This window comes from Streptomyces sp. NRRL F-525, assembly GCF_000716605.1.
Taxonomy (GTDB): domain Bacteria; phylum Actinomycetota; class Actinomycetes; order Streptomycetales; family Streptomycetaceae; genus Streptomyces.
Genome location: NZ_JNXE01000013.1, coordinates 160,019 through 184,351, shown reverse-complemented (window position 1 = coordinate 184,351; position 24,333 = coordinate 160,019). Strand labels below are relative to the sequence as shown.

Sequence of the window (24,333 nt, the reverse complement as noted above, 5' to 3'; positions counted from 1 at the left end):
GCCCGACACTGGCCAAGAAGCGGGCGGCCCAACGTTCACTTGAAACACACGCGACGAAATCGCCCCGAAGCGCACCCGTACCGGAGAAGCAAGCCTCACACCCTTCCCCACGTATGCCGGTCCCTCGCCATCGCGTGCAGCGCCTCCACATCCGCCGGCTTCAACACCCCACCCGTTCTTGCCAGTCCGGACAGCTCCGTGTCCTGGAGTACGCGGACCTCGCGCAGCGGTGTCGTCGCGCTGACGTCCGCCGGGCCGGACAGGGCCAGGACCGGGTGGACCTCGGCGGTCAGTGCGTACGACGCCCGGGCCGCGTCGGAGCGTGCTCGGCGGAGTAGGGGGAGAGGGTCCCGGCGGCCCAGGGCGACCATGGGGTCGGTGATCTGGACGCGTTGTTTGCGGGCGTAGAGCGTGTGCAGGGCGAAGAGGCCGCCGGGGCCGATCAGCAGGTGGTGGAGGCGGTCGCCGCCGGGGAGGGGGATCGAGTGGAGGGCGTGCCAGCCCGCGCCGTCCAGGGCGTCCAGGGCTTCGCCCACTGCCTGTTCCGCGGTCAGGGCTCGGCGGCGGGGGTCGGGACGGAGGCGGTGTTGCGGGCCCGGGTCGCGGTCCAGGGCCACGTGGAGCGCCTCGCCGGGGCGGTTGGGGGCCAGGTCGTCGTCGGGGTGGAGGGTCAGGCGGGCCAGTTCCGCGGGGGTCGGCACCGGGGGCGGGCCCACCGTGACCGGGCCGGTGAGGAAGGGGCCGAGGGCGTGCAGGACGTCCTCTCTGCGGTCCTCGCTCAGCAGGTTGATCCGGGCCGCCTCCCTGTCGTACCAGGCGACGTTCCTTCCGTCGGTGTGACAGACGTACAGCCGTTCCTGACCATGGCGCCAGGTCGGTATGACGCGCAGTCCGTTCATGCACCATCACCCCTCGACCATGGGAACAGGCGGGGTGCTCAAGGGGCAAGAACCCGGTTACCTTTGGGTCAGTCGCTGGGGCTTGGGGAGGCGCCGTTGCGGACGCGCAGGAAGCAACCCGACGTACCCGCTCCGGACAGTCCGTGGAGCGAGATCACGCCCGGTCTGTGGATGGGCGGGCACGAGTTCCGGGGGCGGTCGGGGCAACGGGAGTTCGCGGTGGTGCGGGACGAGTTCGATCTCGTACAGACGCTGCTGCGGCTGCCCGGGCACGGGCCCGACTCCGGTGTCGAGCACCATGTGTGGCCGATTCCGGACGGGCCGCTGGACGGGACGCAGCTGGCCGGCGTGATGCGGCTGGCCGTCGCCGCGTGCGACGCGCTGGACGAGGGGCGGAAGGTTCTCGTCCGCTGCTATCACGGTTACAACAGGTCGGGGCTGGTCGTCGCCCACGCGCTGGTCCGCCGCGGGTACTCCACCGACGAGGCGATACGACTGATCCGCGCCCGCCGGTCCCCGTGGGCACTCCACAACGACCTGTTCGTCGAGTACCTGCGGACGGGACTGTCCACGGCCAGGCTGCTGGAGGAACTGGCCGAGTAGCCGCGTAGCCGAGTAATCGTTCCCTCAACCCAACCGCACATATGAACAAAAAGGACTTCCCTACGAATAGGGTGTACGGGTCCCACACTCGCGCCCCGCAGGAGAGCAGTGCCCCCCAGCCGCCCCGGTCGTCCCGTGCGCGCCGCCCGCACCACCGCCGCCGTCGCCCTGCTCCTCGCGACCGCGGTGGCCTGCGGCGACACCGGCGCGCTGCGGGGCGCGGGGGCGACCCCGACCGCGACCAGCCCGGCCAAGCTCTGGCCGAATCTGTCGCCCGCCGCCTCCCCCGCCTACGACTTCGACGAGGCGGACACGGAGACGGTGAAGGGCGTCACCGTCCCCGGCGACGACATCCGCAAGGTGGACCCGATCGCCGTCGTGCGTGCCGAGATCGCCGCGCACCCGAGTGACTACGACGGCTCCCAAGCGCCGTACCGGGGGACCGCGGAAAAGATCTCCGACTGCACGGACGCGGGGACTGACCGTAGCGCCTGTCCCGTTCTCAAGCCCTACTACCGCGACCTCACCGGCGACGGGCGCGACGACCTGACGCTCGGGTTCCGGCTGCTGCCCACCAAGATGACCGCCGTGCGCGTCTACACCGTCGAGAAGCACCGGCTCGTGCAGGTCATGGCCAACGACGACGCCGTGAGCGGGGTCGAACTGGCCGGGCATTCGGTGATCATCCGGTCGCCTTCGGAGCTCGCGGGGTACGAGTACCGCGTGCAGTGGACCTGGGACGCGGACCAGAAGGCGATGCTGCTGACCCACGACGAGTTCCTCCGCACGGGCAGCCGCAAGCACGGGGTCCGCCGGGCGACCCCCGCGCCGCCCGGCTCCCCCGCCTCTCCTACGCCCCCCTCGGCGACCCCGTGATGCGGCTCGCGCTGCCCCGGTGGGCCGGGACCCTCGCCTTCAAGGCCGCCGTGTTCATCACCGTGATGTGCTGCGCGCTGGCCGCCCTGCTCGGCGTACTCGTGCACGTCTCGGTGACCGACCGGACCGTGGGCCAGGCCCGCGACCTCGCGCTGTCGCGGCTGAAGGAGGCGACGAGTCAGTACGAGGCCGGAGACTCCCTCGTGCACGGCGCCGGCGTCGATCCCGAGGAAATGCCCTTGCCGCTAAGGGAGTTGGCGGCGGCCGGGGAGCGCGGCACGATGGTCGGCAAACGCCGGGGGCACCCGACGATGTGGGCGGCGGGACCGGCCTCGGGCGACCGGGTGCTGGCCGTCGCGGTCGACTACTCGCAGGGTGCCGACACCATCGCCGGACTCGACCAGGCGATCGTCTGGTCCTCGGCGCTGGCGATCGGGGCGACGCTGCTGGTCGGCGCGTTCGCGGTGACCCGGGTGACGCGGCGGTTGCACGGGACGGCGCAGGTGGCCCGGCGGATCAGTGCGGGTGATCTGGACGCGCGGGTCGACGATCCGCGGACCAAGGACGCGAACCTGCCTCAGGACGAGGTGGCCGCGGTGGCCGCCGCGCTGGACACGATGGCCTCGTCGTTGCAGGGGAAGCTGCTGAGCGAGCAGCGGTTCACGGCGGATGTCGCGCACGAGTTGCGCACGCCGTTGACCGGGTTGCACGCGGCGGCCGAGTTGTTGCCTCCGGGGCGGCCGACGGAGCTGGTGCGGGATCGGGTCGCCGCGTTGCGCACGCTCACGGAGGACCTGTTGGAGATCTCCCGGCTCGATACGCGGCGGGAGAAGGTGGAGTTGGACGCCGAGCGGTTGGGGGCGGTGGCCGAGCGGGTCGTGCGGGCGTCGGGGGCGGACGCGGAGGTCGTCGTCGTACGGGACGAGTGGGTGGAGACGGATCGGCGGCGGCTGGAACGGGTGCTGGGGAATCTTGTCGCCAACGCGTATCGGCATGGGCGGGGGCCGGTTGTCGTGACCGTGGACGGGGCGGTGGTGGCTGTGCGGGATCACGGGGACGGGTATCCGGAGTACCTCGTGGAGCATGGGCCGCAGCGGTTCCGTACGGAGGGTGGGGCTACGGGGCATGGGTTGGGGTTGACCATCGCGTTGGGGCAGGCGGAGGTGTTGGGGGCGCGGTTGGAGTTCAGCAACGTGGACGCCGGTGATGGGGGCGGGGCGCTTGCGACGTTGACCCTCGGATAAGTGGAGAGCTCGGGACTGCAGGTGATTCGTTGGCTGCCGGCCGTATGTGGCTGGTCGCGCAGTTCCCCGCGCCCCTTTGGGGCGCGCTCATGTGGACCAGTGTGACGAGCGAGGGACCTCACCTCCTCCTAATGTGGCGATTAGTCAGCTTCGCCCCATCCCTGGAGGTACCCCCATGTCCCTCAGCCTCTCCCTCCGCCGGCTCGGTATAGCGGTCGCCGCCGGTGCGCTGGTCACCGCCGCCGCCGTCACTCCCGCCGTGGCCGACGACGAATGGGGCGACGAAGACCCGGGCGTCAGCCGTCAGGACGACGGTGGGTGGAACCAGCAGGGTGACGACGACTTCGGCGGCCGCGGTGACCACGACCACCAGGGCGACCACGGCGACCACGACAACCCGCGCCTGTACCGGGGTGTCGTCACGGCCGGCCAACTCGCCCTGCGTTCCCGCCCGGACCGCGGCAGCAGGATCATCCGGTACGCCTACCGCGGCGAGCACGTCTCCATCTTCTGCAAGACCGGCGGCTCGAACGTCCAGGGCAACCCGCTCTGGTACCTCCTCACGGACGGCACCTGGGCCTGGGGCTCGGCGCGCTACATCGACAACATCGGGCCCGCGCCCCGCTGGTGCTGACGGACGAGACACACACGCCACCCAAGGCACACAACATGTCCCATTTGGGTAAGTTCCGGACATGACCAACGCCGGAACCACCGTCACAGCGGACCTTCCCACACCCGCTGTACGCCTCCCCCGGCGCCGTGGCATCGAACTCACCCTCATCGTCGTAGCCGTACTCCTCTCGGTGTACGGCTACTGCGCTGTCGGTCTCGCCAAGAGCGGCACGGTCCCGCCCGGCGCCGCCGGCTACGGCGCCGGGCTCGGCGTGCTCGCCCTGCTCGCGCACATCGCGGTACGGCTGCGGGCCCCGTACGCCGACCCGCTCCTCCTCCCGATCGGGGTCCTCCTCAACGGCCTGGGGCTCGTCCTCATCTACCGGCTCGACCTGGAGACCCCGGGCGACCGGGCGGCTCCCACCCAACTCGTGTGGTCGACGCTGGGCGTGGGGCTCTTCATCGTCGTAGTGCTGGCTCTCCGCGATCACCGCGTGCTCCAGCGCTACGCCTACGTCTGCGTGGCCGCCGCCCTCGTCCTCCTCACCCTCCCGGTCCTCTTCCCCGCCGTGAACGGGGCCCGGATCTGGATCCGGATCGCCGGATTCTCCATCCAGCCGGGCGAGTTCGCGAAGGTGCTGCTGGCGGTCTTCTTCGCCGCGTACCTCGCGGCCAACCGCAACGCGCTCGCCTACGCCGGCCGCCGCGTCTGGCGCCTCCAGCTCCCCACCGGCCGCGTGCTGGGCCCGATCGTCGCGATCTGGCTGCTGAGCGTCGGCGTCCTGATCCTGGAACGCGACCTCGGCACCTCGCTCCTCTTCTTCGGCCTGTTCGTGACCCTCCTCTACGTCGCCACCGGCCGCACCGGCTGGATCGCGGTCGGCCTGCTGCTGGCGGTGCTGGGCGCGGTCGCGGTCGGCCGGCTCGAACCGCACGTGCACAGCCGGGTCCAGGACTGGCTGCACCCCTTCGCGTCGATCGACGCGGGCCACGGCCCGAACCAACTCGCGCAGTCCCTCTTCGCGTTCGCGGCCGGCGGCATGCTCGGCACGGGCCTCGGCCTCGGCCACTCGATCCTCATCGGCTTCGCCGCCAAGTCGGACTTCCTCCTGGCCACGGCCGGCGAGGAACTGGGCCTGTCCGGCCTCTCCGCGATCTTCATCCTCTACGGCCTTCTCGTGGAGCGCGGCTACCGGGCGGGCCTGGCGCTGCGCGACCCCTTCGGCCGGCTGCTCGCGGTCGGGCTCGCCTCGATCGTCGCGCTCCAGGTGTTCGTGATCGCGGGCGGGGTGACGGGCCTGATCCCGCTGACCGGCATGGCGATGCCGTTCCTCGCCCAGGGCGGCTCCTCGGTCGTCACCAACTGGGCGATCGTGGCCCTGCTGATCCGGCTGAGCGACTCGTCCCGCCGTCAGTACGACATCGAGGTGGCCGCGTGACCGACTCCATGACCCGCCACATCCGCCTCGCCGCGGCCTTCTGCACCCTGCTCCTGCTGGCCCTGCTGGTGAACGCCACCCGCGTCCAGGTCTTCCAGTCCCGCTCCTACGACGGCAACGTCGCCAACCGCCGCCACACGATCGCCCGTTACGACCAGCCGAGGGGCCGCATCCTCGTCGGCGGCAAGCCGATCACCGGCTCCCGCGACTCCGGCGAGCAGCTCCGCTACGAACGGACGTACAGGAACGGCCCCTTGTACGCACCGGTCACCGGCTTCGCCTCACAGGAGTACGGCACGACGTTCCTGGAGCACTCCGAGGACGGCATCCTCTCCGGCACCGATTCGATGCTCTCACCGTTCCCCCTGTGGAACGACCTCACCCGCGCCCAGAACCCCGGCGGCAACGTCGTCACCACCCTCAACCCGGCCGCACAGCAGGCCGCTTACGCCGGACTCGGCACCCGCACGGGCGCGGTCGCCGCGATCGAACCCTCCACCGGCCGCATCCTCGCCCTGGTCTCCACCCCGTCCTACGACCCCGGCACCCTGTCGGGCAACGGCCGTTCCGCGAACCGCAGTTGGGCCCGTCTGAACGCCGACCCGAACAAGCCGATGCTCAACCGTGCGGTACGGCAGACCTACCCGCCGGGTTCGACGTTCAAGGTGGTCACCGCGGCGGCGGCGCTGGACGCGGGCGTGGTGACGGACCTGGACGCGGCGACCAACTCCCCCGACCCGTACACGCTTCCCGGCACGACGACGACCCTCACGAACGAGGGCGACGGGTGTGTGGACGCGCCGCTGCGGTCCGCCTTCGAGTGGTCCTGCAACACGGTGTTCGCGAAGCTGGGTGTGGATGTCGGCGTGCGGAACATGAGCACCACTGCGGAGGCCTTCGGCTTCAACGACATCGACGCGCGGATCCCCTTCTCGGTCTCCCCCAGCACCTTCGACACGACCCTGGACAAAGCCCAGTTGGCGCTGTCGTCGATCGGGCAGTACAACACGCGGGCCACGCCGTTGCAGATGGCGATGGTCGCGGCGGCGGTCGCGAACGGCGGGCAGGTGCGGGAGCCGTACCTGGTGGAGCGGACGACACGGCGGGGCGGCGAGACGGTGTCGACGAACGGCTCGCGCCCCGTCCGTCAGGCGATGCACCCCGCAACCGCCGTACAGATGAAGGAACTTATGGAGGACGTGGTCACCGAAGGCACCGGCACGAACGCGGCGATCCCCGGCGCGACCGTCGGCGGCAAGACCGGCACCGCGCAGCACGGCATCGGCAACTCCGGTACGCCGTATGCCTGGTTCGTGTCCTGGGCACAGGGCGAGCGGGACATCGAACCGAAGGTGGCGGTCGCGGTGGTGGTGGAGGACGCGTCGGCGGACCGGTCCGATATCAGCGGCGGCGGGGACGCGGCGCCGATCGCGAAGGCGGTGATGCAGGCGGTGCTCGGGTCGTGAGACGGGGGTACCGGGAGACGCCCGCCCCGACCTAACGTTCGGTCATGACTGATCCCTTAACGTCACCCGCGTACGAACTCGCCCAGGCCAACATCGGCCGCCTCGCGTTCCCCCTGGATTCCCCGGAGTTCAAGGACTTCGTGGACGCCCTCGACCCGGTGAACGCCGCCGCCGACGCGGCCGAGGGCTTCGTGTGGCGCCTCCAGTCCGACACCGGCAACGCGACCGACGTCCCCGTCCTCGGCGACGACTGGCTGATCATCAACATGTCGGTGTGGCGCGACACGGACACCCTGACCGCGTTCATGTACCAAGGCCGGCACCGGGAGTTGCTGGCCCGCCGCCGCGAGTGGTTCGAGCGGGTGCGGGAGGCGATGACTGTCCTGTGGTGGGTCCCGGCGGGCCACCGGCCCACGGTGGCGGAGGCCGAGGAACGGCTCCTGCATCTGCGGGCGCATGGTGCGACGCCATACGCGTTCACGTTGAGGACGTCGTTCCCGGCGCAGGGGGCGGGGCCGGTGGGGCCGGTCAACATCCCTGAAGGGCTGGGCTGTTCGGTCTAGAACCCGGCTCCGGGCAGGGGCTCGCGGCGCCGCAGCCAGTCCTCCGGTACGCCGTCGAGCCCCGTCCGGGCGGCGACGACGCCACCGGTGATGGCGCAGGTGGTGTCGACGTCGCCGAAGCCCTCGGCGGTGGACCACAGGGCGGAGGCCAGGTCGTCCGGATGCCGGGCGGCCGTCCAGACGGCGAAGGGCACGGTGTCGTCGGCGCGGATGCGCCGACCGTTGCCGAGGAGGTCGGAGGCCCGCCAGGGCTCGGTGCCGAACGGCACGTCCGCGGCCCGCACGAGCCCTTCCCGTACGGCGCTGTCGGGGGTCCGTGCCGCCACGGCCTCCAGGGTCAGCTCCCGCCGGGCGGAGAGCGCGGCGGCGACGGCCACGGCGACCGCGCCGGCGATGCCCTCCGGGTGGGCGTGGGTGACCTCGGCGGACAAGGTCGCCTGGGTCACGACCCGGGCGAGGTCGTCGTGGAACCACGCGCCCAGCGGGGCGGCGCGCATCGCGGCTCCGTTGCCGAGGCTGCCTTCGCCGTCGAACAGCTCCCGCGCCAACTCCCCCCAGCGGTGCGGCTCCTGGAGCAGCAGGGGCAGCAACTGGTGCATGCCGTGGCCGTATCCCCGGGCGGGGTCGGCGTCGTAGCCGAGCGCGAAGGCCCGGGCGAGGGGCTCCTGCCGGATCTCGCCGTACTCGTCGAGCACCCGGAGGATGCCGAGGGCCATCGCCGTGTCGTCCGTCCAGTGCCACTCCGGTTCCTCCGGGGTGCGCCGGGCGCGGACCTCGTCGTAGGCCCGGCGGGGTTCGCGGAAGAGCGGGAACCAGCGTTCGCCGAACGCGTCGCCCAGGGCGAGGCCTTCCAGGCTGCGGCGGGCGGGCGTCACCTGACGGCCTGAGGCGTGGACATGTCGGCACGCTACACGCGAGCCGCGCCTCCCCGGAACAACAAGTCCCGCCGAGGGGATTGACGAGCTTGCTGACAAGCAGTCTCATAAGACGTCGGAGGATGTGACCCCGGGTAACACCCTGATCCGCGAGGTGGGATAACCATGACGACCCTGACCGAAGCCGACGCGGTCGACGGGCTGCGGGACGCGCTCGGCCTGCTCAAGGACCGCGAGCAGGTCGCCGAGCGGTTGCTCGCGTCCTCCGCGAAGCATTCCTTCGACCCCGACAAGGAGCTGGACTGGGCCGCGCCCTTCGAGGACGGGAAGTGGTTCTGGCCGCCGGAGTTGGTGTCCCTGTACGACACCCCGCTCTGGAAACGGATGGGCGAGGAACAGCGCATCCTGCTCTCCCAGCACGAGGCCGCGGCGCTCGCCTCGCTGGGTATCTGGTTCGAGCTGATTCTGATGCAGCTGCTCGTCCGGCACATCTACGACAAGGCGGCGACCAGCGCGCACGTCCGCTACGCGCTCACCGAGATCGAGGACGAGTGCCGGCACTCGAAGATGTTCGCGCGGCTGATATCGCGGGGCGATACGCCCTGGTATCCGGTGAGCCGGGCCCATCAGAACCTGGGGCGGTTGTTCAAGACGATATCCACCACGCCTGGTTCGTTCACGGCGACGCTGCTCGGGGAGGAAGTCCTCGACTGGATGCAGCGGTTGACGTTTCCGGATGAGCGGGTGCAGACGTTGGTCCGGGGGGTCACGCGGATACATGTCGTCGAGGAAGCGCGTCATGTCCGTTACGCCCGGGAGGAGTTGCGGCGGCAGATGGTGACGGCGCCGCGGTGGTCCCAGGAGTTCACGCGGGTCACGTCCGGGGAGTTCGCGCGGATCTTCTCCATCGCGTTCGTCAATCCCGATGTCTACACGAACGTGGGGCTTGATCGGGCTGAGGCGGTGGCTCAGGTGCGGGCGAGTGGGCATCGGCGGGAGGTCATGCAGAACGGGTCGAGGAAGCTGACGGAGTTCTTGGACGACATCGGTGTACTGCGGGGTGTCGGGCGACGGCTGTGGAAGGCCTCGGGGCTGCTGGCCTGATTTCGGAGTGCGGCCCGGTGGGGGCTGGTCGCGCAGTTCCCCGCGCCCCTTAAAAACGCAGGCCGACCGAGTCTTTAGGGGCGCGAGGAACTGCGCGACCCTTAAAACGCAGGCCAGCCCGAGTCTTTAGGAGCGCGGGAAACTGCGCGACCCTTAAAAACGCAGGCCGGCCGAGTCTTTAGGGGGCGAGGAACTGCGCGACCCTTAAAACGCAGGCCAGCCCGAGTCTTTAGGAGCGCGAGGAACTGCACGACCCTTAAAACGCAGGCCGGTCCGAGTTTTTAGGGGCGCGGGGAACTGCGCGACCAGCCACGACGTGCTCGCAGCCGCCCGACTACCCTGCCCCCATGCCCCCTGCCGCGCCCGCCTACCGCCGCCTGAACGTCGAAGAGCGGCGCAGCCAGCTCCTCGAAGCCGCCCTCACCCTCTTCGCACACCGCGCGCCCGAGGAGATCTCCCTGGACGACGTGGCGGAGGCGGCCGGGGTCTCGCGCCCCCTGGTGTACCGGTACTTCCCGGGCGGCAAGCAGCAGCTCTACGAAGCCGCCCTCAGGTCCGCCGCCGACGAACTCCGGCAGTGTTTCGACGAACCCCGCGAGGGCCCGCTCCTCCCCCGCCTCGCCCGCGCCCTGGACCGCTACCTCGGCTTCGTCGACCAGCACGACGCCGGTTTCAGCGCCCTCCTCCAGGGCGGCAGCGTCGTAGAGACGTCTCGAACGACAGCCATCGTGGACGGCGTCCGCAGGGCCGCCGCCCTGCACATCCTCAGCCACCTCGGGGTCACCGACCCCGGCCCCCGCCTCCGCATGACCGTACGGATGTGGATCACGGCCGTGGAAGCCGCGTCCCTCATCTGGCTCGACGAGGACAAGCAGCCGCCGCTCGACGAGTTGCGGGACTGGCTGGTCGAGCAGTTCGGGGCGGTGCTGTCGGTGACGGCGCGGCGGGACCCGCAGACGGCCGCGCTGGTCCAGGGCCTCGCGGCGGATGGCTGAGACTGGTCCCGTGAAGAGCGAAGAGACCCCGTTCGAGGGCGGCCCGATGGACGGGCGTTCCCTGCCCATCCTGCTCGGCCCGACCGGCACCCCGCCGAAGACGTACCGCATCCCGGTCCCCGACGACGCCGGCGGCCCGCCCACGGTCCTCGTCTACCGCCGAGTCCCCCGCGCCCACAGCAAACGCCTCGGCCTCCCCAAGGGCTGGAAGTACGAATACGACCCCGAGGGGAAGCGGGGAACCGGACTCAGGTGGCCCTGGACCAAACCGGACGCCGAACCGGACGCCAAGCCCGACTCCGCACCAGACGCCACGCCGGGCGGCAAGCCGGACGACACCCACGGGTGACCGGGTTACGCCGAACCGCGCACACCCGGCGCGCGGACCCGCCGCCCCCGACTGATGCTCACGGTGCGGGGCGGAAGGCCCGCCGCGCACCGGAGGTGATGACGTGTCAGGAAGGCTTCTGCGTCTGGTCTGTACGGCAACGGTGGCGGCCGGCACCGTCCTCGCCCCGCTGCCCGCCGCGGCCGTACCCGAACCCCCGGCCCCAGGGCAACGCCCCGTGGCCGAACTCCTGACGGACCTTCAGACCCTCTACCAGGATGCCGAACAGGCCACGGAGACGTACAACGCCACCGAGGAGAAGCTGAAGAAGCAGCGCGCCGAGGTCGACCGCCTCGACTCCGAACTCTCCCGCGCCCGCCTCTCCCTCCACGACAGCCGGGGCGCCGCAGGCCGCCTGGCCCGCGAGCAGTACCAGAACAGCACCGCGATCTCCCCGTACGTACGACTGCTCCTCGCCCGCGATCCCCAGCACGCGCTCGACGAGGGCCATGTCATCGGCCAGTTGGCGCGGGAGCGCGCCGAGACGATCGGCCGGCTGGTCGGCAGCGAGAAGAAGAGCGACGGCCTGGCCCGCGCGGCCCGCAAGGCCCTGGACACCCAACTCACCCTGGCCGCCCGCCAGAAGAAGGACCAGGGAGACGTCCGCAAACGCCTCGCCGACGTGGAGAAGCTCCTGACCTCCCTCACCCCCGACCAACTCACCGCCCTGGCAGCCTTCGAGAAGACCGACGTCGACAAGTCCCAGCAGAAACTGGTCACTTCAGGCGCCCTGGGAGACGACAACCGCGAACCCTCACGCGAGGGCGACCGGGCGTTGCGTTACGCCGTCCAGCAGATCGGCAAACCGTACGAGTGGGGTGCGGAGGGCCCGAAGACCTACGACTGCTCAGGCCTGACGTCCGAGGCCTGGGGCCACGCGGGCACCCCGATCCCGAGGACGAGCGAGGAACAGTGGGCCGACCTCCCGAGAATCCCGCTCAACGAACTCCGCCCCGGCGACCTGGTCATCTACTTCCCCAAGGCAACCCACGTGGCGCTGTACTTGGGCGCGGGCCAAGTGGTCCAAGCCCCCCGCACAGGCGAGAAGGTCCAGGTGTCACCTCTGGCGTCCTACCCCATCCTCGGAGCAGTACGTCCAGATCAGCGCCCCAAAGGGGCGCGGGGAACTGCGCGCCCAGCCACAACGGACGCACAGCCGCCAACTCCCCACAACCCCAACGGCGTTTAGGCCCCGGCAACAGAAGCCAGGTACGCCCCAGTCCTCTCCTGCTCATAGAAGAAGTTCTCAAAATCGGCGGGGTCATCAAACCCGTTGGCGAACCGATCCGCCACCGGCGGCAACTGCCCAGCCGCCCCAATAAGGTTGAGAATATGCTCCGGCGGCGGAGCCAACATCGCGTTGGTCCACTTGGTCACGTGCCGCGCAGTCTCCCAGTACCGCTCGAACGTCGCCGTCATCCAGTCCCCGTCGAACTCCTTCTCCCCGTGCTCAAGAATCGACGCGAGATAAGAAGCGGCGCACTTGGACGCGGAGTTGGACCCCTGCCCGGTGATCGGGTCGTTCGCGACGACGACATCCGCGACACCCAACACCAGGCCGCCACCGGGCAGTTGGCCCACCGGGTTGCGGACGGTGGGCGCGTACCGCCCGGCCAACGTCCCACCCGCATCGGTCAGTTCAACACCCCGCGCCCGCTCGTACTCCCACGGCGTGAACTTCTCCATGAGTTCCAGGGTCAGGGAGAGGTGCTGAGCCGGGTCCTTGACGCCGTTGAAGACGTCCAACGGTCCGCCGGGTATGCCCTCCCAGAACAGGATGTCCGCACGGCCCGACGTGGTGAGCGTCGGCATCACGAACAACTCGCCCACGCCCGGCACCAGGTTGCAGCGGACCGCCTCGAACTCCGGGTGCTCCGGGCGCGGCCCGAGACCGTGGACGTAGGAGACCGCCAGCGCCCGCTGCGGCTCGGTGTACGGGGACCGCTCCGGGTCGCGGGCGAACATCGAGACCAGCTCGCCCTTGCCCGCCGACACCAGCACGAGATCGTACGTACGGGAGAAGTAGTCGAGGTCACCAACCGCCGCGCCGTGGATGACCAGTTGGCCGCCGCGCTGCGCGAACGTCTCCATCCAGCCGGCCATCTTCACCCGCTGGTCGACCGACTGCGCGTACCCGTCGAGCTTGCCCACCCAGTCGATCGCGCGCTGCGTCGGACCCGGGTCGTGCGAACCGGGGGCGGCGACCGAGACGCCGAGTCCTTCGATCTTCGGGGCCTGGGACTCCCAGAAGTTCAGCTGGAGATCGCGCTCGTGCCGCAGTGCCGTGGTGAACATGCACTGCGTCGACATGACCCGCCCGGAGCGGATCTCGTCCGCCGTCCGGTTGGACATCAGGGTGACCTCGTACCCGTGCGACTGGAGTCCGAGGGCGAGTTGGAGCCCGGACTGACCGGCTCCGACGACGAGTATCTTCCGCATACGGGTGGTGGCTCCTTGGTCGCGACTACTCGGGGGTGACGTCCAGCGCGTGGGCGACGAGCGCGAGCAGGGTCTCGATGGCCGAAATCCGCCGTCGCGCATCCATGATCATGACAGGTACGTGCGCGGGGACCGTCAACGCCTCCCGCACGTCGTCCGGTTCGAACCGCTCGCTGCCGACGAAGTGGTTGACCGCGACGACGTACGGCAGCCCGCAGCTCTCGAAGTAGTCCAGCGCGGGGAAGCAGTCCTTGAGGCGGCGGGTGTCGGCCAGCACGACGGCGCCTATCGCGCCGCGCACCAGGTCGTCCCACATGAACCAGAACCGCTGCTGGCCCGGCGTACCGAAGAGGTAGAGCACCAGGTCGTCGTCGAGCGTGAGACGGCCGTAGTCCATGGCGACCGTGGTGGTCACCTTGTCCGGGGTGCCCGTGAGGTCGTCCGTCTCCTCGCTGGCCTCGGTCATCAGCGCCTCCGTCTGGAGGGGCTGGATCTCGGAGACGGCGCCGACCATGGTGGTCTTGCCGACGCCGAAGCCGCCGGCCACCACGATCTTCGTGGCGACGGGCGCGCGCGTGCGGTCCTGCTGCCAGGGCCGCAACTGCTCCTCGTCGTCGAGGAGTTGCTTCTCGTCGTTGCGCAGTCGCTTCTCGTCGTCGAGGAGCGGGGAGACGCCGTAGGCGGCGGCGTCAGAGACGGCGAAGTCCACTCAGCACCTTTTCCAGCAGAGCGCGGTCAGGACGGCCCGTACCGTGAGCGGTTCCGGTTCCGTACACACGGATCTTTCCCTGGTCCGCGAGGTCGCTCAGGAGCACGCGGACCACACCGAGCGGCATCTTCAGCAGCGCGGCGATCTCGGCCACCGTGCGCATACGGCGGCAGAGTTCGACGATGGCCCGCATCTCCGGCATGACCCGGGTGTTGAGGGAACCGTTCGTCAACTCCTTGCGCTCCTCCGGGGCTTCGAGCGCCGCGACGAAGGTCTCCACGAGGAGGACATGGCCGAATCGGGTACGGCCGCCGGTGAGCGAGTAGGGGCGTACCCGGGCGGGTTTGCGGTCGCCGCCGCGCACCGGGAGCTTGTTGGGCGTACGGCTCATCGCGCACTCCCCGAGGTCGCGTCTTCGAGAGATTTCCGTAGCTCGCTGCGGAGTTCGGGCGTCAGGACGTGGCCGGCGCGGCCGACGAAGAGCGCCATGTGGTACGCCACGACGCTCATGTCGCAGTCCGCGGAGCCGTGCACGCCGAGCAGCGAACCGTCGCTGATCGACATCACGAAGAGGCTGCCCTCCTCCATCGCGACCATGGTGTGCTTCACCGGGCCCGAGTCCATCAGCTTCGCGGCGCCGACGGTGAGGCTGCCGATGCCGGAGACGATGGTGGCGAGGTCCGCGGCGGAGCCTCGTGGGCCGGTGCGCTTGGCTTCGAGAGCTTCCTTGGCCTCGGCGTTCCTCCCCGGATCGGAGGAGAGGAGCAGCAGGCCGTCGGAGGAGACGACCGCGACCGACTGGATGCCGGGCACCTCCTCGACGAGGTTGCTCAGCAGCCAGTGCAGGTTGCGGGCTTCACTGCTCAGTCCGAAGGTACTGGGCGCGGTCAACTGCTTGCCTCCTCGACGGTGCCCCCCGTGGGTTCTTCGGATCGTGCGGGTGCGCTTCGCGGTGCCGGGACTGGGTTCTGGCCGGTCTGTTCGGCGATTTCCGCTTCTACGTCGCGGTAGCCGGCGGAGGCTCCTGAGCGGAAGCCGCCGAGTCTGCGGCGTAGGGCGTCGGCGTCCACGGTGCCGGTCCGCTGGCGCGGGGCTTGGGCGGGTTGGGTGAGCTTGGGGGTGCGTTTGGGGAGGCCCTTGTCCGTGACGGGGTCCTCGTCCTGGGCTCGTTCGTGTTCTACGGCTTCGGCTTCGCCTTCAGCCGTGAATCTGTTCCCACCCGCACCGCCCGTGCGGCCATCGTTGTCGGGTGCGGGTGGCCCCTGTGGGGCGAACTCGCCGTCGGCGGCCGGCCGTTCGTCCGTGGCGGCCCGTGCGTCTGCTGCCCGCGGAAATTCCGTGGCTCCTCGGTCCTCCTGCGTCAGCGGCAGCAGGAGTTCCATCGTCATCTCCGCCGGGGATTCCGCGGGGGTTGCCGACGGAGTCTCCCGTACCGCCTGCTCCGCCAGGGCGACCAGCGGGTCCGTGTGGTCCGAACGGCCGTGCAGGACGTTGGAGTTGGCCTCTGCTGAGGCGCCGGGGAGGGAGTAGGAGTGGGTGTCGCCGGGCTGCGGGGTGGCGGAGGGGACCGCCGACGCGGGGGCCGGTGCCAGCAGCGGGCTGGGGAGGACCACCACCGCCGCGATGCCGCCCTGTTTCTGGTCGCGGAGCTGGACTCGGACGCCGTGGCGGTGGGCCAGGCGGGCCACGACGTACAGGCCGAGGCCGAGGCCCTCCTCGCCCTCCTGGTCGTAGGGGGACTCCGGGTCGAACTCGGTGAGGCGGAGGTTGAGGCGGGCCATGCGGTCGTCGGTCATGCCGATGCCCTCGTCCTGGACGGAGAGCATGACCTCGCCGTTCTCCAGGAGCCAGCCGGAGATCTCCACGGGGGCGTCCGGCGGGGAGAACGAGCTCGCGTTCTCCATCAGTTCGGCCAGGAGGTGGCTCAGGTCGTCGGCCGCGAAGCCTGCCACGTGCGCGTGCGGGGGGAGTGCCGAGATGCGGACGCGTTCGTAGCGCTCGATCTCGCTGACCGCCGCGCGGACCACGTCGACCAACGGGACGGGTCCGGCGTGCTGTTGGACGTGTTCGGTGCCGGCGAGGACGAGGAGGTTCTCGTTGTGGCGGCGCATGACCGTGGCGAAGTGGTCGAGCTTGAAGAGGGTGGCGAGGCGGTCGGGGTCCTGCTCGCGCTCCTCCAGGCCTTCGATGACGGCGAGTTGGCGCTCGACGAGGCCCAGGCTGCGCAGCGCGAGGTTGACGAAGGTGCCGCCGATGCTGGTGCGCAGGCGCTCCAACTGCGTTGCGGAGTCGGTGACTTCGGCGCGGAGTTCCTCGCGGGCGTCGGCCATCTTCTGGCGCTGGCCGACGAGGTGCTTGCGGTCGGCCTCCAGGGTGGCGATGCGCTCGTGGAGGGCGGCGGCGTGCGCGTGCAGGGCGTTGACCGAGCGGACGACCTGGGCGAACTCGTCGTTGCGGCCGGTGAACTTGATGGGCTCCTCGGCCCCCGGGTCCTCCGCCTCGGCCAGGCGCGTCGAGCCGCGGCGCAGGACGGAGAGCGGGCGGGTGAGGGTGCGGGCCATGGCGGTCGCGATGCCCACGGCGAGCAGCATGAGGGCGCCGAGGATCGCGACGCGGAGTTCCAGCGCCTTGACGTCGTCGTCGCGGAGCTGGGCGAGGTCCTTGCCTCGGTCGACGTAGAGCGCGGACTCCTCGCCGCGCATCAGGTCGACGCGGGCGGAGAGCGCCGCGTCCAGCTTCTTCGTGCTGGTGTCCAACTGGTCGTCGGACAGCGTGGGTTGGGCGGTGAGGGAGGTGAGGTACTTCTCGGCGGAGTTGACCTCGGACCCGGTGACCGTGGAGTCGTAACCCGCGACGGCGTCCTTCGTCGCGCTGTCGCGGAAGTCGGCGAGGGCCGCGTCGGAGCGCAGCCGGGCCTGCTGGGCGGCGGCGCTGAGGGCGTCGCGCTCCTTCGTCTGGGCCTTCGTGGAGGTGGTCTCGGTGACGGCGAGACCGGTGATGGGGCTGATGACCGTCTGGGTGGTCGTCGGCACGTTCAGGGCGGCGAGGAGCAGTCCCCTTGTGGCGGCGGCCTGTTGGACGGCCGCGTCGAGTTCGGCGAGCGCGTAGGCGCCGGAACCGGCCCGCGGCGGCATCTTCTCCGCCAACTGCTCGGCCAGCCGGTGCAGTTCGGTGATGGCACCGGAGTACGCGTCGTGCGCCTCCAGCGCGCTGCTCTTACCGGTGAGCGCGGCCCGTCGTACGGCGGCGACGTCGTCGAGGTCCGAGCGGAGCGCGGCGGGGATGTCGGTGTCGGCGCGGAGTTCCTCGACCTGCCGGTCCACGCGGGCGCTGCGGTCCTCGTCCGGGGCCTGGGACTTGGGGCGTCCGGCGGCGATGTACGAGGTGACCGCGTCCCGCTCGTCGGCGAGGGAGTGGGCCAGCGACAGCGCGTCCTGGGTCTGCCCGGAGAGCGTCACCAGGTCCTGGGAGTCGCTCAGTTGGCCCGAGGCGGTGATGAGGGAGGGGACACCGGCCGCGGCGATGGCGGCGGCCACGACGGCCACCGCGATGATCAGCCGGTTGCGGACGTGGGTACGGCGTCCCCTGCCCGCGGGGTCGGGCACGGCGGCACCGGTGGCGCCCCCCTGAGGGGCCGTCTGCTTGCCTGTGCGCCGCGGCCGCTTCTTCTGCACCGGTGCTCGCATTCCTGACTCGTGATACCCATGGGCCCGGGTGACGCTCCGTCATCCCGGTACGGCGACCCTCCCAGTGCCGGTAGGCAGTGGCCGCGCATCGTCCGGCCCGCCACCCGAAGGAGTGAACCCCGGACGGGAGTTGGCGGGCAAGTTCCGGCGGCCGCTCCAAAGGGCCCGCGCGCCGCGCCGGTTGGACGTGAGCGGCGTGCTTTGGCAGGATTCGCCGCCACGCATTCCCGGAGTGATCCATTCCAGCCCAAACCAGGCGTCTGACCTGCACGACTGCGCCCATTCGGCCATGAGTGCCAACGTTTTGCGGAGCCTGTGAAGAGGTCGTGCAGACTGGCCGTATGCGTACGGAACTTGTGTCGGAACCCGGCGACCCGGACCGCCCCAACGAGGACTTCGCGAGCGTCGGCCTTCCGGCCTCGGGACAGGGCGGTTCGCTGATCGTCCTGGACGGTGTGACACCGCCGAGAGGCGAGACGGGGTGTCTGCATTCGGTCCCCTGGTACACCGCGCGCCTGGGCGGCGCGCTGACCGAACTGACCGTTTCCTGCCGGGATCTGGCCCTGGCGGAGATTCTCTCCCGGGCGATCCTCCGAACAGCTGAGGCCCACGCCACCACCTGTGACCTTTCTCACCCACGCACCCCACAGGCAACCGTGGTGCTGGCCCGCTGGTCCCCCCAGGACGTCGAATACCTGGTCCTCTCGGACTCCGCGCTGCTGGCCGAATCCCCGTCCGGCGAACTGACCGTCGTCCTGGACGACCGCCTCTCCCGCCTCCCCCGCTCCGCCCTCGCGACGGACGCCATGATCGACACCACGCTCCGTAACAAGGAGGGCGGTTTCTTCACGGCCGCCGCCGATCCCTCGGTCGCGGCCCGGGCGGTCACGGGCTCACTCCCCCGCACCGACGTCCGCACCCTCGTCGCCCTGACGGACGGGGCGACGCGGTGGGTGGAGAAGTTCGACCAGGGCGACTGGGCGGACTGCTTCGCTTTCGTACGGAAGGAGGGGGCAGCGGAGTTGGTGTCCCGGGTCCGGGCGCTGGAGCGGGCCGACGCGGAGGAGCGGACGTATCTGCGGCGGAGCAAGACGCACGACGACGCGACGGTCGTGTACGCCGAGCTCTGAACGGCCGCTACGGCACTGTCACTTCTCCATGACCCCGTTCAACTGGTGGATCAGCCGGGCCAGTTCGGCGACCTCGCGGCGGTCCCAGTGGGAGAGCTGGGTGACGTAGCGGGCGCGCCGGGCCTCGCGGACGTGGGCGACGCGGCGGCGGCCCTCGTCGGTGAGGTCGACCAGCCAGGCGCGGCCGTCCGCCGGGTCGGGCTCGCGGGCGATCAGGCCGAGGTCCTCCAGGGCGCGCAGCTGGCGGGACATCGTGGCCTTGCCGACGCCGATGTAGGCGGCCAGCTCCGTGGCGCGCTGCCTGCCGTACTCGTCCAGCCGGACCAGCAGGCCGTACGCGGCGGACTCCAGGTCGGGGTGGACCTCGCGGGCCATCTCGCCCTGGTTGGCCCGGGCCCGGCGGAAGAGGAACGTCAACTCGCGCTCCAGGGACAGGTATTCGTGATCGACGGCGAGCCCGTCGGGGCCCACGGGCAGCGCGTCGCCGTCTTCGGAGAGGCCGCCGCCGTCCACGGGAAGCCCACCGCCGTTCCTGTCCTCACCCTTGTGCACGTCAGCACCCATTGGTCCGCTTTCCCGATCGTGAAAGTTTCCGCCAAACACCGTCATCGCCGCAGCTCCGCCAGTATTTCGCAGGGCTAGACCAACGGCGTCGTCCGGACCCCCTTCCCACGCGGTCTTCTCGGTGCGTAGCTTCCTTACCAGGCACTTACTGGCATGGCCACGCCATCATCACCGCACCTTCCCCCACTCCCCCACCGCGCTCGACCGCGCCCTCGGAGGCACGCCATGCCCGCGCCCATGCCTGTGCGCAGACCCCGAACACCACGCCTGCGACACCTCTCGCTCGCCCTCGCCCTCTCCGGACTCCTCCTGGCTGGCCTCACCCACCCGGCCGGCGCCGCCACGGTCCCCGCCCGCGGCTCCGCCTACCTCGGCATCGGCGTCCTGGCGCACGACGGCCAGGACGGCACCCCGACCGGCGGTGACGCCACCCAGACGGAGGGCGTCGACGTCAGCGCCTATCAGGGCAACGCCGCCTGGTCGACCCTGTGGAGCAGCGGGGTCAAGTGGGCCTACACGAAGGCGACCGAGGGGACGTACTACACGAACCCGTACTTCGCCCAGCAGTACAACGGCTCCTACGGCGTCGGCATGATCCGCGGCGCCTACCACTTCGCGACCCCGGACACCACGAGCGGCGCCACCCAGGCCAACTACTTCGTCGACCACGGCGGCGGCTGGTCCAAGGACGGCCGCACCCTCCCCGGTGTCCTCGACATCGAGTGGAACCCGTACGGCGCGTCCTGCTACGGCAAGTCGGCCGCGGCGATGGTGAGTTGGATCGCCGACTTCCTGTCCACGTACAAGTCGCGTACGGGCCGGGACGCGGTGATCTACACGGCGACGAGCTGGTGGAGCGACTGCACCGGCAACTCCAGCGCCTTCGCTTCGGCCAACCCCCTGTGGATCGCGCGGTACGCCTCGGATCCGGGGACGCTGCCGGCGGGATGGGGCTTCTACACGATGTGGCAGTACACCTCGTCCGGGACGACGGTCGGGGACCACGACAAGTTCAACGGCGCGCTGGACCGCGTGGTCGCGCTCGCCAACGGGTGAGGACCGGCTGAACGGCGAAGGCCCGGGCCCCCCTTGAAGGGACCCGGGCCTTCACCTACCGGTGGACGTCCGTCACGCCGCCACCGGAACCTCCGACGTCGCGCCGTTCGTCGCCGGCGCCAGCGCCAGTTCCAGGACCTGGCGGACGTCCGTCACCGCGTGGACGTCGAGCTTGTCCAGAACCTCGGCCGGGACGTCGTCCAGGTCGGGCTCGTTGCGCTTCGGGATGATGACGGTGGTGACCCCGGCCTGGTGCGCGGCGAGCAGCTTCTGCTTCACGCCGCCGATCGGGAGGACCCGACCGGTCAGGGAGACCTCACCCGTCATCGCCACGTCCGTGCGGACCAGGCGGCCGCTGAGCAGCGACGCCAGGGCCGTCGTCATCGTGACACCCGCGCTCGGGCCGTCCTTCGGCACCGAACCCGCCGGGAAGTGGATGTGCACGCCCCGGTCCTTCAAGTCGCCCACGGGCAGCTCCAGTTCGGCGCCGTGCGAGCGGAGGAAGGACAGGGCGATCTGCGCGCTCTCCTTCATCACGTCACCGAGCTGACCGGTCAGGGTCAGACCCGCCGCGCCCGTCTCCGGGTCGGCCAGCGACGCCTCGACGTAGAGGACGTCACCGCCCGCGCCGGTGACCGCGAGGCCGGTGGCGACACCGGGTACGGCCGTACGGCGCTCGGCCGGGTCCTGGGCGGACTCGGGCACGTGGTGCGGCCGTCCGATCAGCGCGCGCAGGTCGGCGTCGGTCACCGTGAACGGCAGCTCCCGCTGGCCCAGTTCGTGCTGGGCCGCGATCTTGCGCAGCAGCCGGGCGACGGACCGCTCCAGGGTACGGACGCCCGCCTCGCGGGTGTACTCACCGGCGAGCTTGCGCAGCGCGCTCTCGTCGATGACGACCTCGTCGTCCTTGAGCCCCGCCCGCTCCAGCTGACGCGGGAGCAGGTGGTCACGGGCGATGACGACCTTCTCGTCCTCGGTGTAACCGTCCAGCCGGACCAGTTCCATACGGTCGAGCAGTGCCTCCGGGATGGCTTCGAGCACGTTGGCCGTCGCAAGGAACACCACGTCGCTCAGGTCGAGTTCGACCTCCAGGTAGTGGTCGCGGAAGGTGTGGTTCTGCGCGGGGTCGAGCACTTCGAGGAGCGCGGCGGCCGGGTCACCCCGGTAGTCGGACCCCACCTTGTCGATCTCGTCCAGCAGGACCACCGGGTTCATGGACCCGGCTTCCTTGATCGCGCGGACGATACGACCGGGCAGCGCGCCGACGTACGTACGCCGGTGACCGCGGATCTCGGCCTCGTCCCGGACCCCGCCGAGCGCGACCCGGACGAACTTCCGCCCCATCGCGTGCGCGACGGACTCACCGAGGGAGGTCTTACCGACGCCGGGCGGCCCGACGAGGGCGAGCACGGCACCACCGCGCCGTCCACCCACAACTCCCAGTCCCCGCTCCGCGCGCCGCTTGCGCACGGCCAGGTACTCGGTGATGCGCTCCTTCACGTCGTTCAGACCGGCGTGCTCGGCATCGAGGATCGCCTTGGCACCCTGGATGTCGTACTCGTCCTGAGTCCGTTCGTTCCAAGGCAGTTCAAGAACGGTGTCCAGCCACGTCCGGATCCACGACCCCTCGGGCGACTGGTCGGAGGAGCGCTCCAGCTTCTCGACTTCCTTGAGCGCGGCCTCGCGAACCTTCTCAGGCAGATCGGCGGCCTCGACGCGGGCGCGGTAGTCATCGGACTCCTCGCCGTCGCTCGTGTCGCCGTTGAGCTCACGCAGTTCCTTACGGACGGCTTCGAGCTGGCGCCGCAGCAGGAACTCGCGCTGCTGCTTGTCGACGCCTTCCTGCACGTCCTTGGCGATGGTCTCGGCAACGTCCTGCTCGGCGAGGTGGTCGCGCAGGTGCTGGGTGGCGAGCTTCAGCCGGGCGATCGGGTCGGCGGTCTCCAGCAGCTCGATCTTCTGTTCGGTGGTGAGGAAAGGCGAGTAGCCAGAGTTATCGGCAAGCGTGGACACATCATCGATGGCCTGCACGCGGTCGACGACCTGCCAGGCCCCCCGCTTGCGCAGCCACGCGGTGGCCAACGCCTTGTATTCCTTGACCAGTTCAGCAACGGACCCGGGCAAAGGCTCGGGCAGGCTCTCGTCGAGAGCGGTGCCCTCGACCCAGAGCGCGGCACCGGGCCCGGTGGTCCCGGCCCCGATCTTCACGCGGCTACGGCCGCGGATCAGTGCACCCGGGTCACCGTCGGCCAGCCGGCCGACCTGCTCGATGGTGCCGAGCACCCCGGTGCTGGCGTAAGTCCCGTCGATGCGTGGTACCAGCAGGACCTTGGGCTTTCCGGGCTCGGACCGCGCGGCGGCCTGGGCGGCCTCCACGGCGGCGCGTACATCGGTGTCGTTCAGGTCCAGCGGAACCACCATTCCGGGCAGCACGACCTCGTCGTCGAGCGGCAGCACGGGCAGGGTGAGCGGTGTGGACGTCGAAGCCATGATCTCCCCTTAGGCAGTCAAGTTGAGCTATGCCGACTCAATGCTTGGGCGTCTTCGATTGTTCCCCACCGGGTGTTCGCCGTGAGCGATCAGGCATCGCGCCCCGGGCCCTGTGCAGGTCAACACGGAAATGGGGCGGGGGCTTCCCGGGGAACGGGGTGCGTTGGAGGGGTGCGCTGACGGGGTGGCCGGGGCTTGACGCCCGATCTCGCCGGTCGCCCTCGGCGGCCGATGTCAGTGGCGCCTGCCACGATCCCCTGACGCGACGCCATAACGATCACGATCAGGAGAGACGCATGGGCACCTGGGACACAGGCCCCTTCGACAACGACACCGCTGCGGACTGGTGCGGCGACCTCGACGACGCGTCACCGGAGGAGCGTCAGGGCTTGGCGCGGGACACGCTCACCCGGGCTGCCGACACCGTCGACCTCCTCGACGCGCGCGTCGGCGACGAAGCCGTCGCGGCAGCGGCCCTGGTCGCCGCACAATGCCCCGGCGGCGAGCCCGCCCACCCCGTCTACGGACCGGACGAGCCGCTCCCCGACCTCACCGGTCTACGTGCCCTCGCCCTCCAGGCCCTCGACCGCGTCATGACCGAGCCGTCCGAACTTCTGGAGCTCTGGGACGGACCGGACGGCACCCCCTGGCGGGCGGCCGTCAGCCGACTCCGCGGCACGCTCACACCCCAGCCGCCAGGAGAACAACTCACCCTCACCCGAACCCCCACCGACAGCGCAACCGCCCGTTCCTCATCCGGAAGGTCCACATGAGCTGGGACGTTCTCCTCCTCAACCTGCCCGACGACATCACCTCGGCGCAGGACATACCCGACGACTACTCCCCGCGCCCACTCGGCCCACGGCACGAAGTCCTCGCGGCCGTGAGCAGCGCCGAGCCCTCAGCGGACCTCACGGATCCCACCTGGGGCGATCTCACCGGACCCACCTGGTCCATCGAACTCAACATCGGCTCGGATGATCCGGTGAACTCGATCATGCTCCACGTCCGCGGCTCCGGCGACGGCGCGCTCGCCTCCGTCTTCCGTCTCGGGGACGCCTTCGGCTGCAAGGTGCTGGACTGCTCCTCAGGAGAGCTGATCACTCCGGGAGGGCCATCGGGCTGGCACGCGTTCCAGGAGTATCGCGACCGCATGTTCGACCCCTCCGAAAAGGGCTGATCATCCTCGCCG

At 70.4% G+C, this 24,333-nt stretch carries 24 protein-coding genes; 15 read left to right on the top strand and 9 right to left on the bottom strand.

Translation table 11 applies throughout. The annotated features are described in order from the left end of the window. Window positions 1–95: 95 nt before the first annotated feature. On the bottom strand, window positions 96–899 hold the full coding sequence (locus tag OO69_RS20330) for a nuclease-related domain-containing protein (protein ID WP_033282136.1): 804 nt from the start codon (window positions 897–899) through the stop codon (window positions 96–98). Window positions 900–995: 96 nt separating this feature from the next. Here OO69_RS20330 and OO69_RS20325 point away from each other — a divergent pair, with 96 nt between their 5' ends. From OO69_RS20325 to OO69_RS20295, 7 genes are all read left to right on the top strand, one after another. Further along, on the top strand, window positions 996–1,502 hold the full coding sequence (locus OO69_RS20325; protein WP_033282135.1) for a protein-tyrosine phosphatase family protein: 507 nt from the start codon (window positions 996–998) through the stop codon (window positions 1,500–1,502). 108 nt (window positions 1,503–1,610) lie between these two features. Beyond that, on the top strand, window positions 1,611–2,378 hold the full coding sequence (locus OO69_RS20320) for a hypothetical protein (protein ID WP_051801127.1): 768 nt from the start codon (window positions 1,611–1,613) through the stop codon (window positions 2,376–2,378). After that, complete coding sequence (locus OO69_RS20315) at window positions 2,378–3,622, top strand: sensor histidine kinase (protein ID WP_033282133.1); 1,245 nt, start codon at window positions 2,378–2,380, stop codon at window positions 3,620–3,622. Before OO69_RS20320 ends, OO69_RS20315 begins: the two co-directional genes overlap by 1 nt. Before the next feature lie 175 nt (window positions 3,623–3,797). After that, window positions 3,798–4,256, top strand: a complete 459-nt coding sequence (locus OO69_RS20310) for an SH3 domain-containing protein (RefSeq protein ID WP_033282132.1) — start codon at window positions 3,798–3,800, stop codon at window positions 4,254–4,256. A 61-nt stretch (window positions 4,257–4,317) separates the two neighbouring features. Further along, complete coding sequence (locus OO69_RS20305) at window positions 4,318–5,676, top strand: FtsW/RodA/SpoVE family cell cycle protein (RefSeq protein WP_033282131.1); 1,359 nt, start codon at window positions 4,318–4,320, stop codon at window positions 5,674–5,676. Between the two features lie 8 nt (window positions 5,677–5,684). Further along, the gene (locus OO69_RS20300) at window positions 5,685–7,142 is read left to right on the top strand and encodes a penicillin-binding transpeptidase domain-containing protein (RefSeq protein WP_033282163.1); all 1,458 of its coding nucleotides are present in this window, start codon (window positions 5,685–5,687) and stop codon (window positions 7,140–7,142) included. 44 nt (window positions 7,143–7,186) lie between these two features. Continuing rightward, a complete protein-coding gene (locus OO69_RS20295) occupies window positions 7,187–7,705 on the top strand; it encodes a DUF3291 domain-containing protein (RefSeq protein WP_033282130.1) in 519 nt (172 codons plus the stop codon). Here OO69_RS20295 and OO69_RS20290 read toward each other — a convergent pair. Then, window positions 7,702–8,580 carry an ADP-ribosylglycohydrolase family protein gene (locus OO69_RS20290; RefSeq protein WP_033282129.1) on the bottom strand — a complete coding sequence of 293 codons (879 nt, stop codon included), beginning with the start codon at window positions 8,578–8,580 and terminating at the stop codon, window positions 7,702–7,704. The two genes, OO69_RS20295 and OO69_RS20290, sit on opposite strands and share 4 nt — an antisense overlap. Before the next feature lie 165 nt (window positions 8,581–8,745). On the opposite strand from OO69_RS20290, the gene OO69_RS20285 reads away from it, so the two are divergent. From OO69_RS20285 to OO69_RS20270, 4 genes are all read left to right on the top strand, one after another. After that, window positions 8,746–9,684, top strand: coding sequence for an AurF N-oxygenase family protein (locus OO69_RS20285; RefSeq protein ID WP_033282128.1), 939 nt, complete (start codon window positions 8,746–8,748; stop codon window positions 9,682–9,684). Between the two features lie 347 nt (window positions 9,685–10,031). After that, window positions 10,032–10,679: a TetR/AcrR family transcriptional regulator gene (locus tag OO69_RS20280; RefSeq protein WP_033282127.1), complete on the top strand. Its 648-nt coding sequence runs from the start codon at window positions 10,032–10,034 to the stop codon at window positions 10,677–10,679. A 10-nt stretch (window positions 10,680–10,689) separates the two neighbouring features. Further along, entirely contained in the window at window positions 10,690–11,028 is a 339-nt protein-coding gene (locus OO69_RS20275; RefSeq protein WP_033282126.1) for a hypothetical protein, read from the top strand. Window positions 11,029–11,131: 103 nt separating this feature from the next. Beyond that, complete coding sequence (locus tag OO69_RS20270) at window positions 11,132–12,256, top strand: C40 family peptidase (protein ID WP_078652492.1); 1,125 nt, start codon at window positions 11,132–11,134, stop codon at window positions 12,254–12,256. On the opposite strand, the gene OO69_RS20265 is transcribed toward OO69_RS20270, so the two are convergent. The 5 genes from OO69_RS20265 to OO69_RS20245 are packed head-to-tail and all read right to left on the bottom strand — an operon-like array spanning window position 12,253 to window position 17,901. After that, entirely contained in the window at window positions 12,253–13,506 is a 1,254-nt protein-coding gene (locus OO69_RS20265) for a styrene monooxygenase/indole monooxygenase family protein (protein ID WP_033282125.1), read from the bottom strand. The genes OO69_RS20270 and OO69_RS20265 overlap by 4 nt on opposite strands. Before the next feature lie 25 nt (window positions 13,507–13,531). After that, the gene (locus OO69_RS20260) at window positions 13,532–14,215 is read right to left on the bottom strand and encodes a GTP-binding protein (protein ID WP_033282124.1); all 684 of its coding nucleotides are present in this window, start codon (window positions 14,213–14,215) and stop codon (window positions 13,532–13,534) included. Then, on the bottom strand, window positions 14,196–14,606 hold the full coding sequence (locus OO69_RS20255; RefSeq protein ID WP_033282123.1) for a DUF742 domain-containing protein: 411 nt from the start codon (window positions 14,604–14,606) through the stop codon (window positions 14,196–14,198). Before OO69_RS20255 ends, OO69_RS20260 begins: the two co-directional genes overlap by 20 nt. After that, complete coding sequence (locus tag OO69_RS20250) at window positions 14,603–15,106, bottom strand: roadblock/LC7 domain-containing protein (RefSeq protein WP_033282122.1); 504 nt, start codon at window positions 15,104–15,106, stop codon at window positions 14,603–14,605. The genes OO69_RS20255 and OO69_RS20250 overlap by 4 nt, the downstream gene beginning before the upstream one ends. Beyond that, complete coding sequence (locus OO69_RS20245) at window positions 15,103–17,901, bottom strand: nitrate- and nitrite sensing domain-containing protein (protein ID WP_234444485.1); 2,799 nt, start codon at window positions 17,899–17,901, stop codon at window positions 15,103–15,105. Before OO69_RS20245 ends, OO69_RS20250 begins: the two co-directional genes overlap by 4 nt. 341 nt (window positions 17,902–18,242) lie before the next feature. Between OO69_RS20245 and OO69_RS20240 the strand changes: the two genes are divergently transcribed. Then, a complete protein-coding gene (locus tag OO69_RS20240) occupies window positions 18,243–19,031 on the top strand; it encodes a protein phosphatase 2C domain-containing protein (protein WP_033282121.1) in 789 nt (262 codons plus the stop codon). A gap of 18 nt (window positions 19,032–19,049) precedes the next feature. Here OO69_RS20240 and OO69_RS20235 read toward each other — a convergent pair whose 3' ends face one another. Further along, window positions 19,050–19,595 carry a MarR family winged helix-turn-helix transcriptional regulator gene (locus OO69_RS20235; protein ID WP_106971075.1) on the bottom strand — a complete coding sequence of 182 codons (546 nt, stop codon included), beginning with the start codon at window positions 19,593–19,595 and terminating at the stop codon, window positions 19,050–19,052. Between the two features lie 237 nt (window positions 19,596–19,832). Between OO69_RS20235 and OO69_RS20230 the strand changes: the two genes are divergently transcribed. Next, window positions 19,833–20,651, top strand: coding sequence for a lysozyme (locus OO69_RS20230; RefSeq protein ID WP_033282159.1), 819 nt, complete (start codon window positions 19,833–19,835; stop codon window positions 20,649–20,651). Between the two features lie 72 nt (window positions 20,652–20,723). On the opposite strand, the gene lon is transcribed toward OO69_RS20230, so the two are convergent. Further along, window positions 20,724–23,141 (bottom strand): endopeptidase La, encoded by a 2,418-nt coding sequence (gene lon / locus OO69_RS20225; protein WP_033282120.1) that lies wholly within the window; start codon window positions 23,139–23,141, stop codon window positions 20,724–20,726. Between the two features lie 296 nt (window positions 23,142–23,437). On the opposite strand from lon, the gene OO69_RS20220 reads away from it, so the two are divergent. After that, window positions 23,438–23,914: a DUF4259 domain-containing protein gene (locus tag OO69_RS20220; protein ID WP_051801126.1), complete on the top strand. Its 477-nt coding sequence runs from the start codon at window positions 23,438–23,440 to the stop codon at window positions 23,912–23,914. Then, complete coding sequence (locus tag OO69_RS20215; RefSeq protein ID WP_033282119.1) at window positions 23,911–24,321, top strand: hypothetical protein; 411 nt, start codon at window positions 23,911–23,913, stop codon at window positions 24,319–24,321. The genes OO69_RS20220 and OO69_RS20215 overlap by 4 nt, the downstream gene beginning before the upstream one ends. Window positions 24,322–24,333 lie beyond the last annotated feature (12 nt).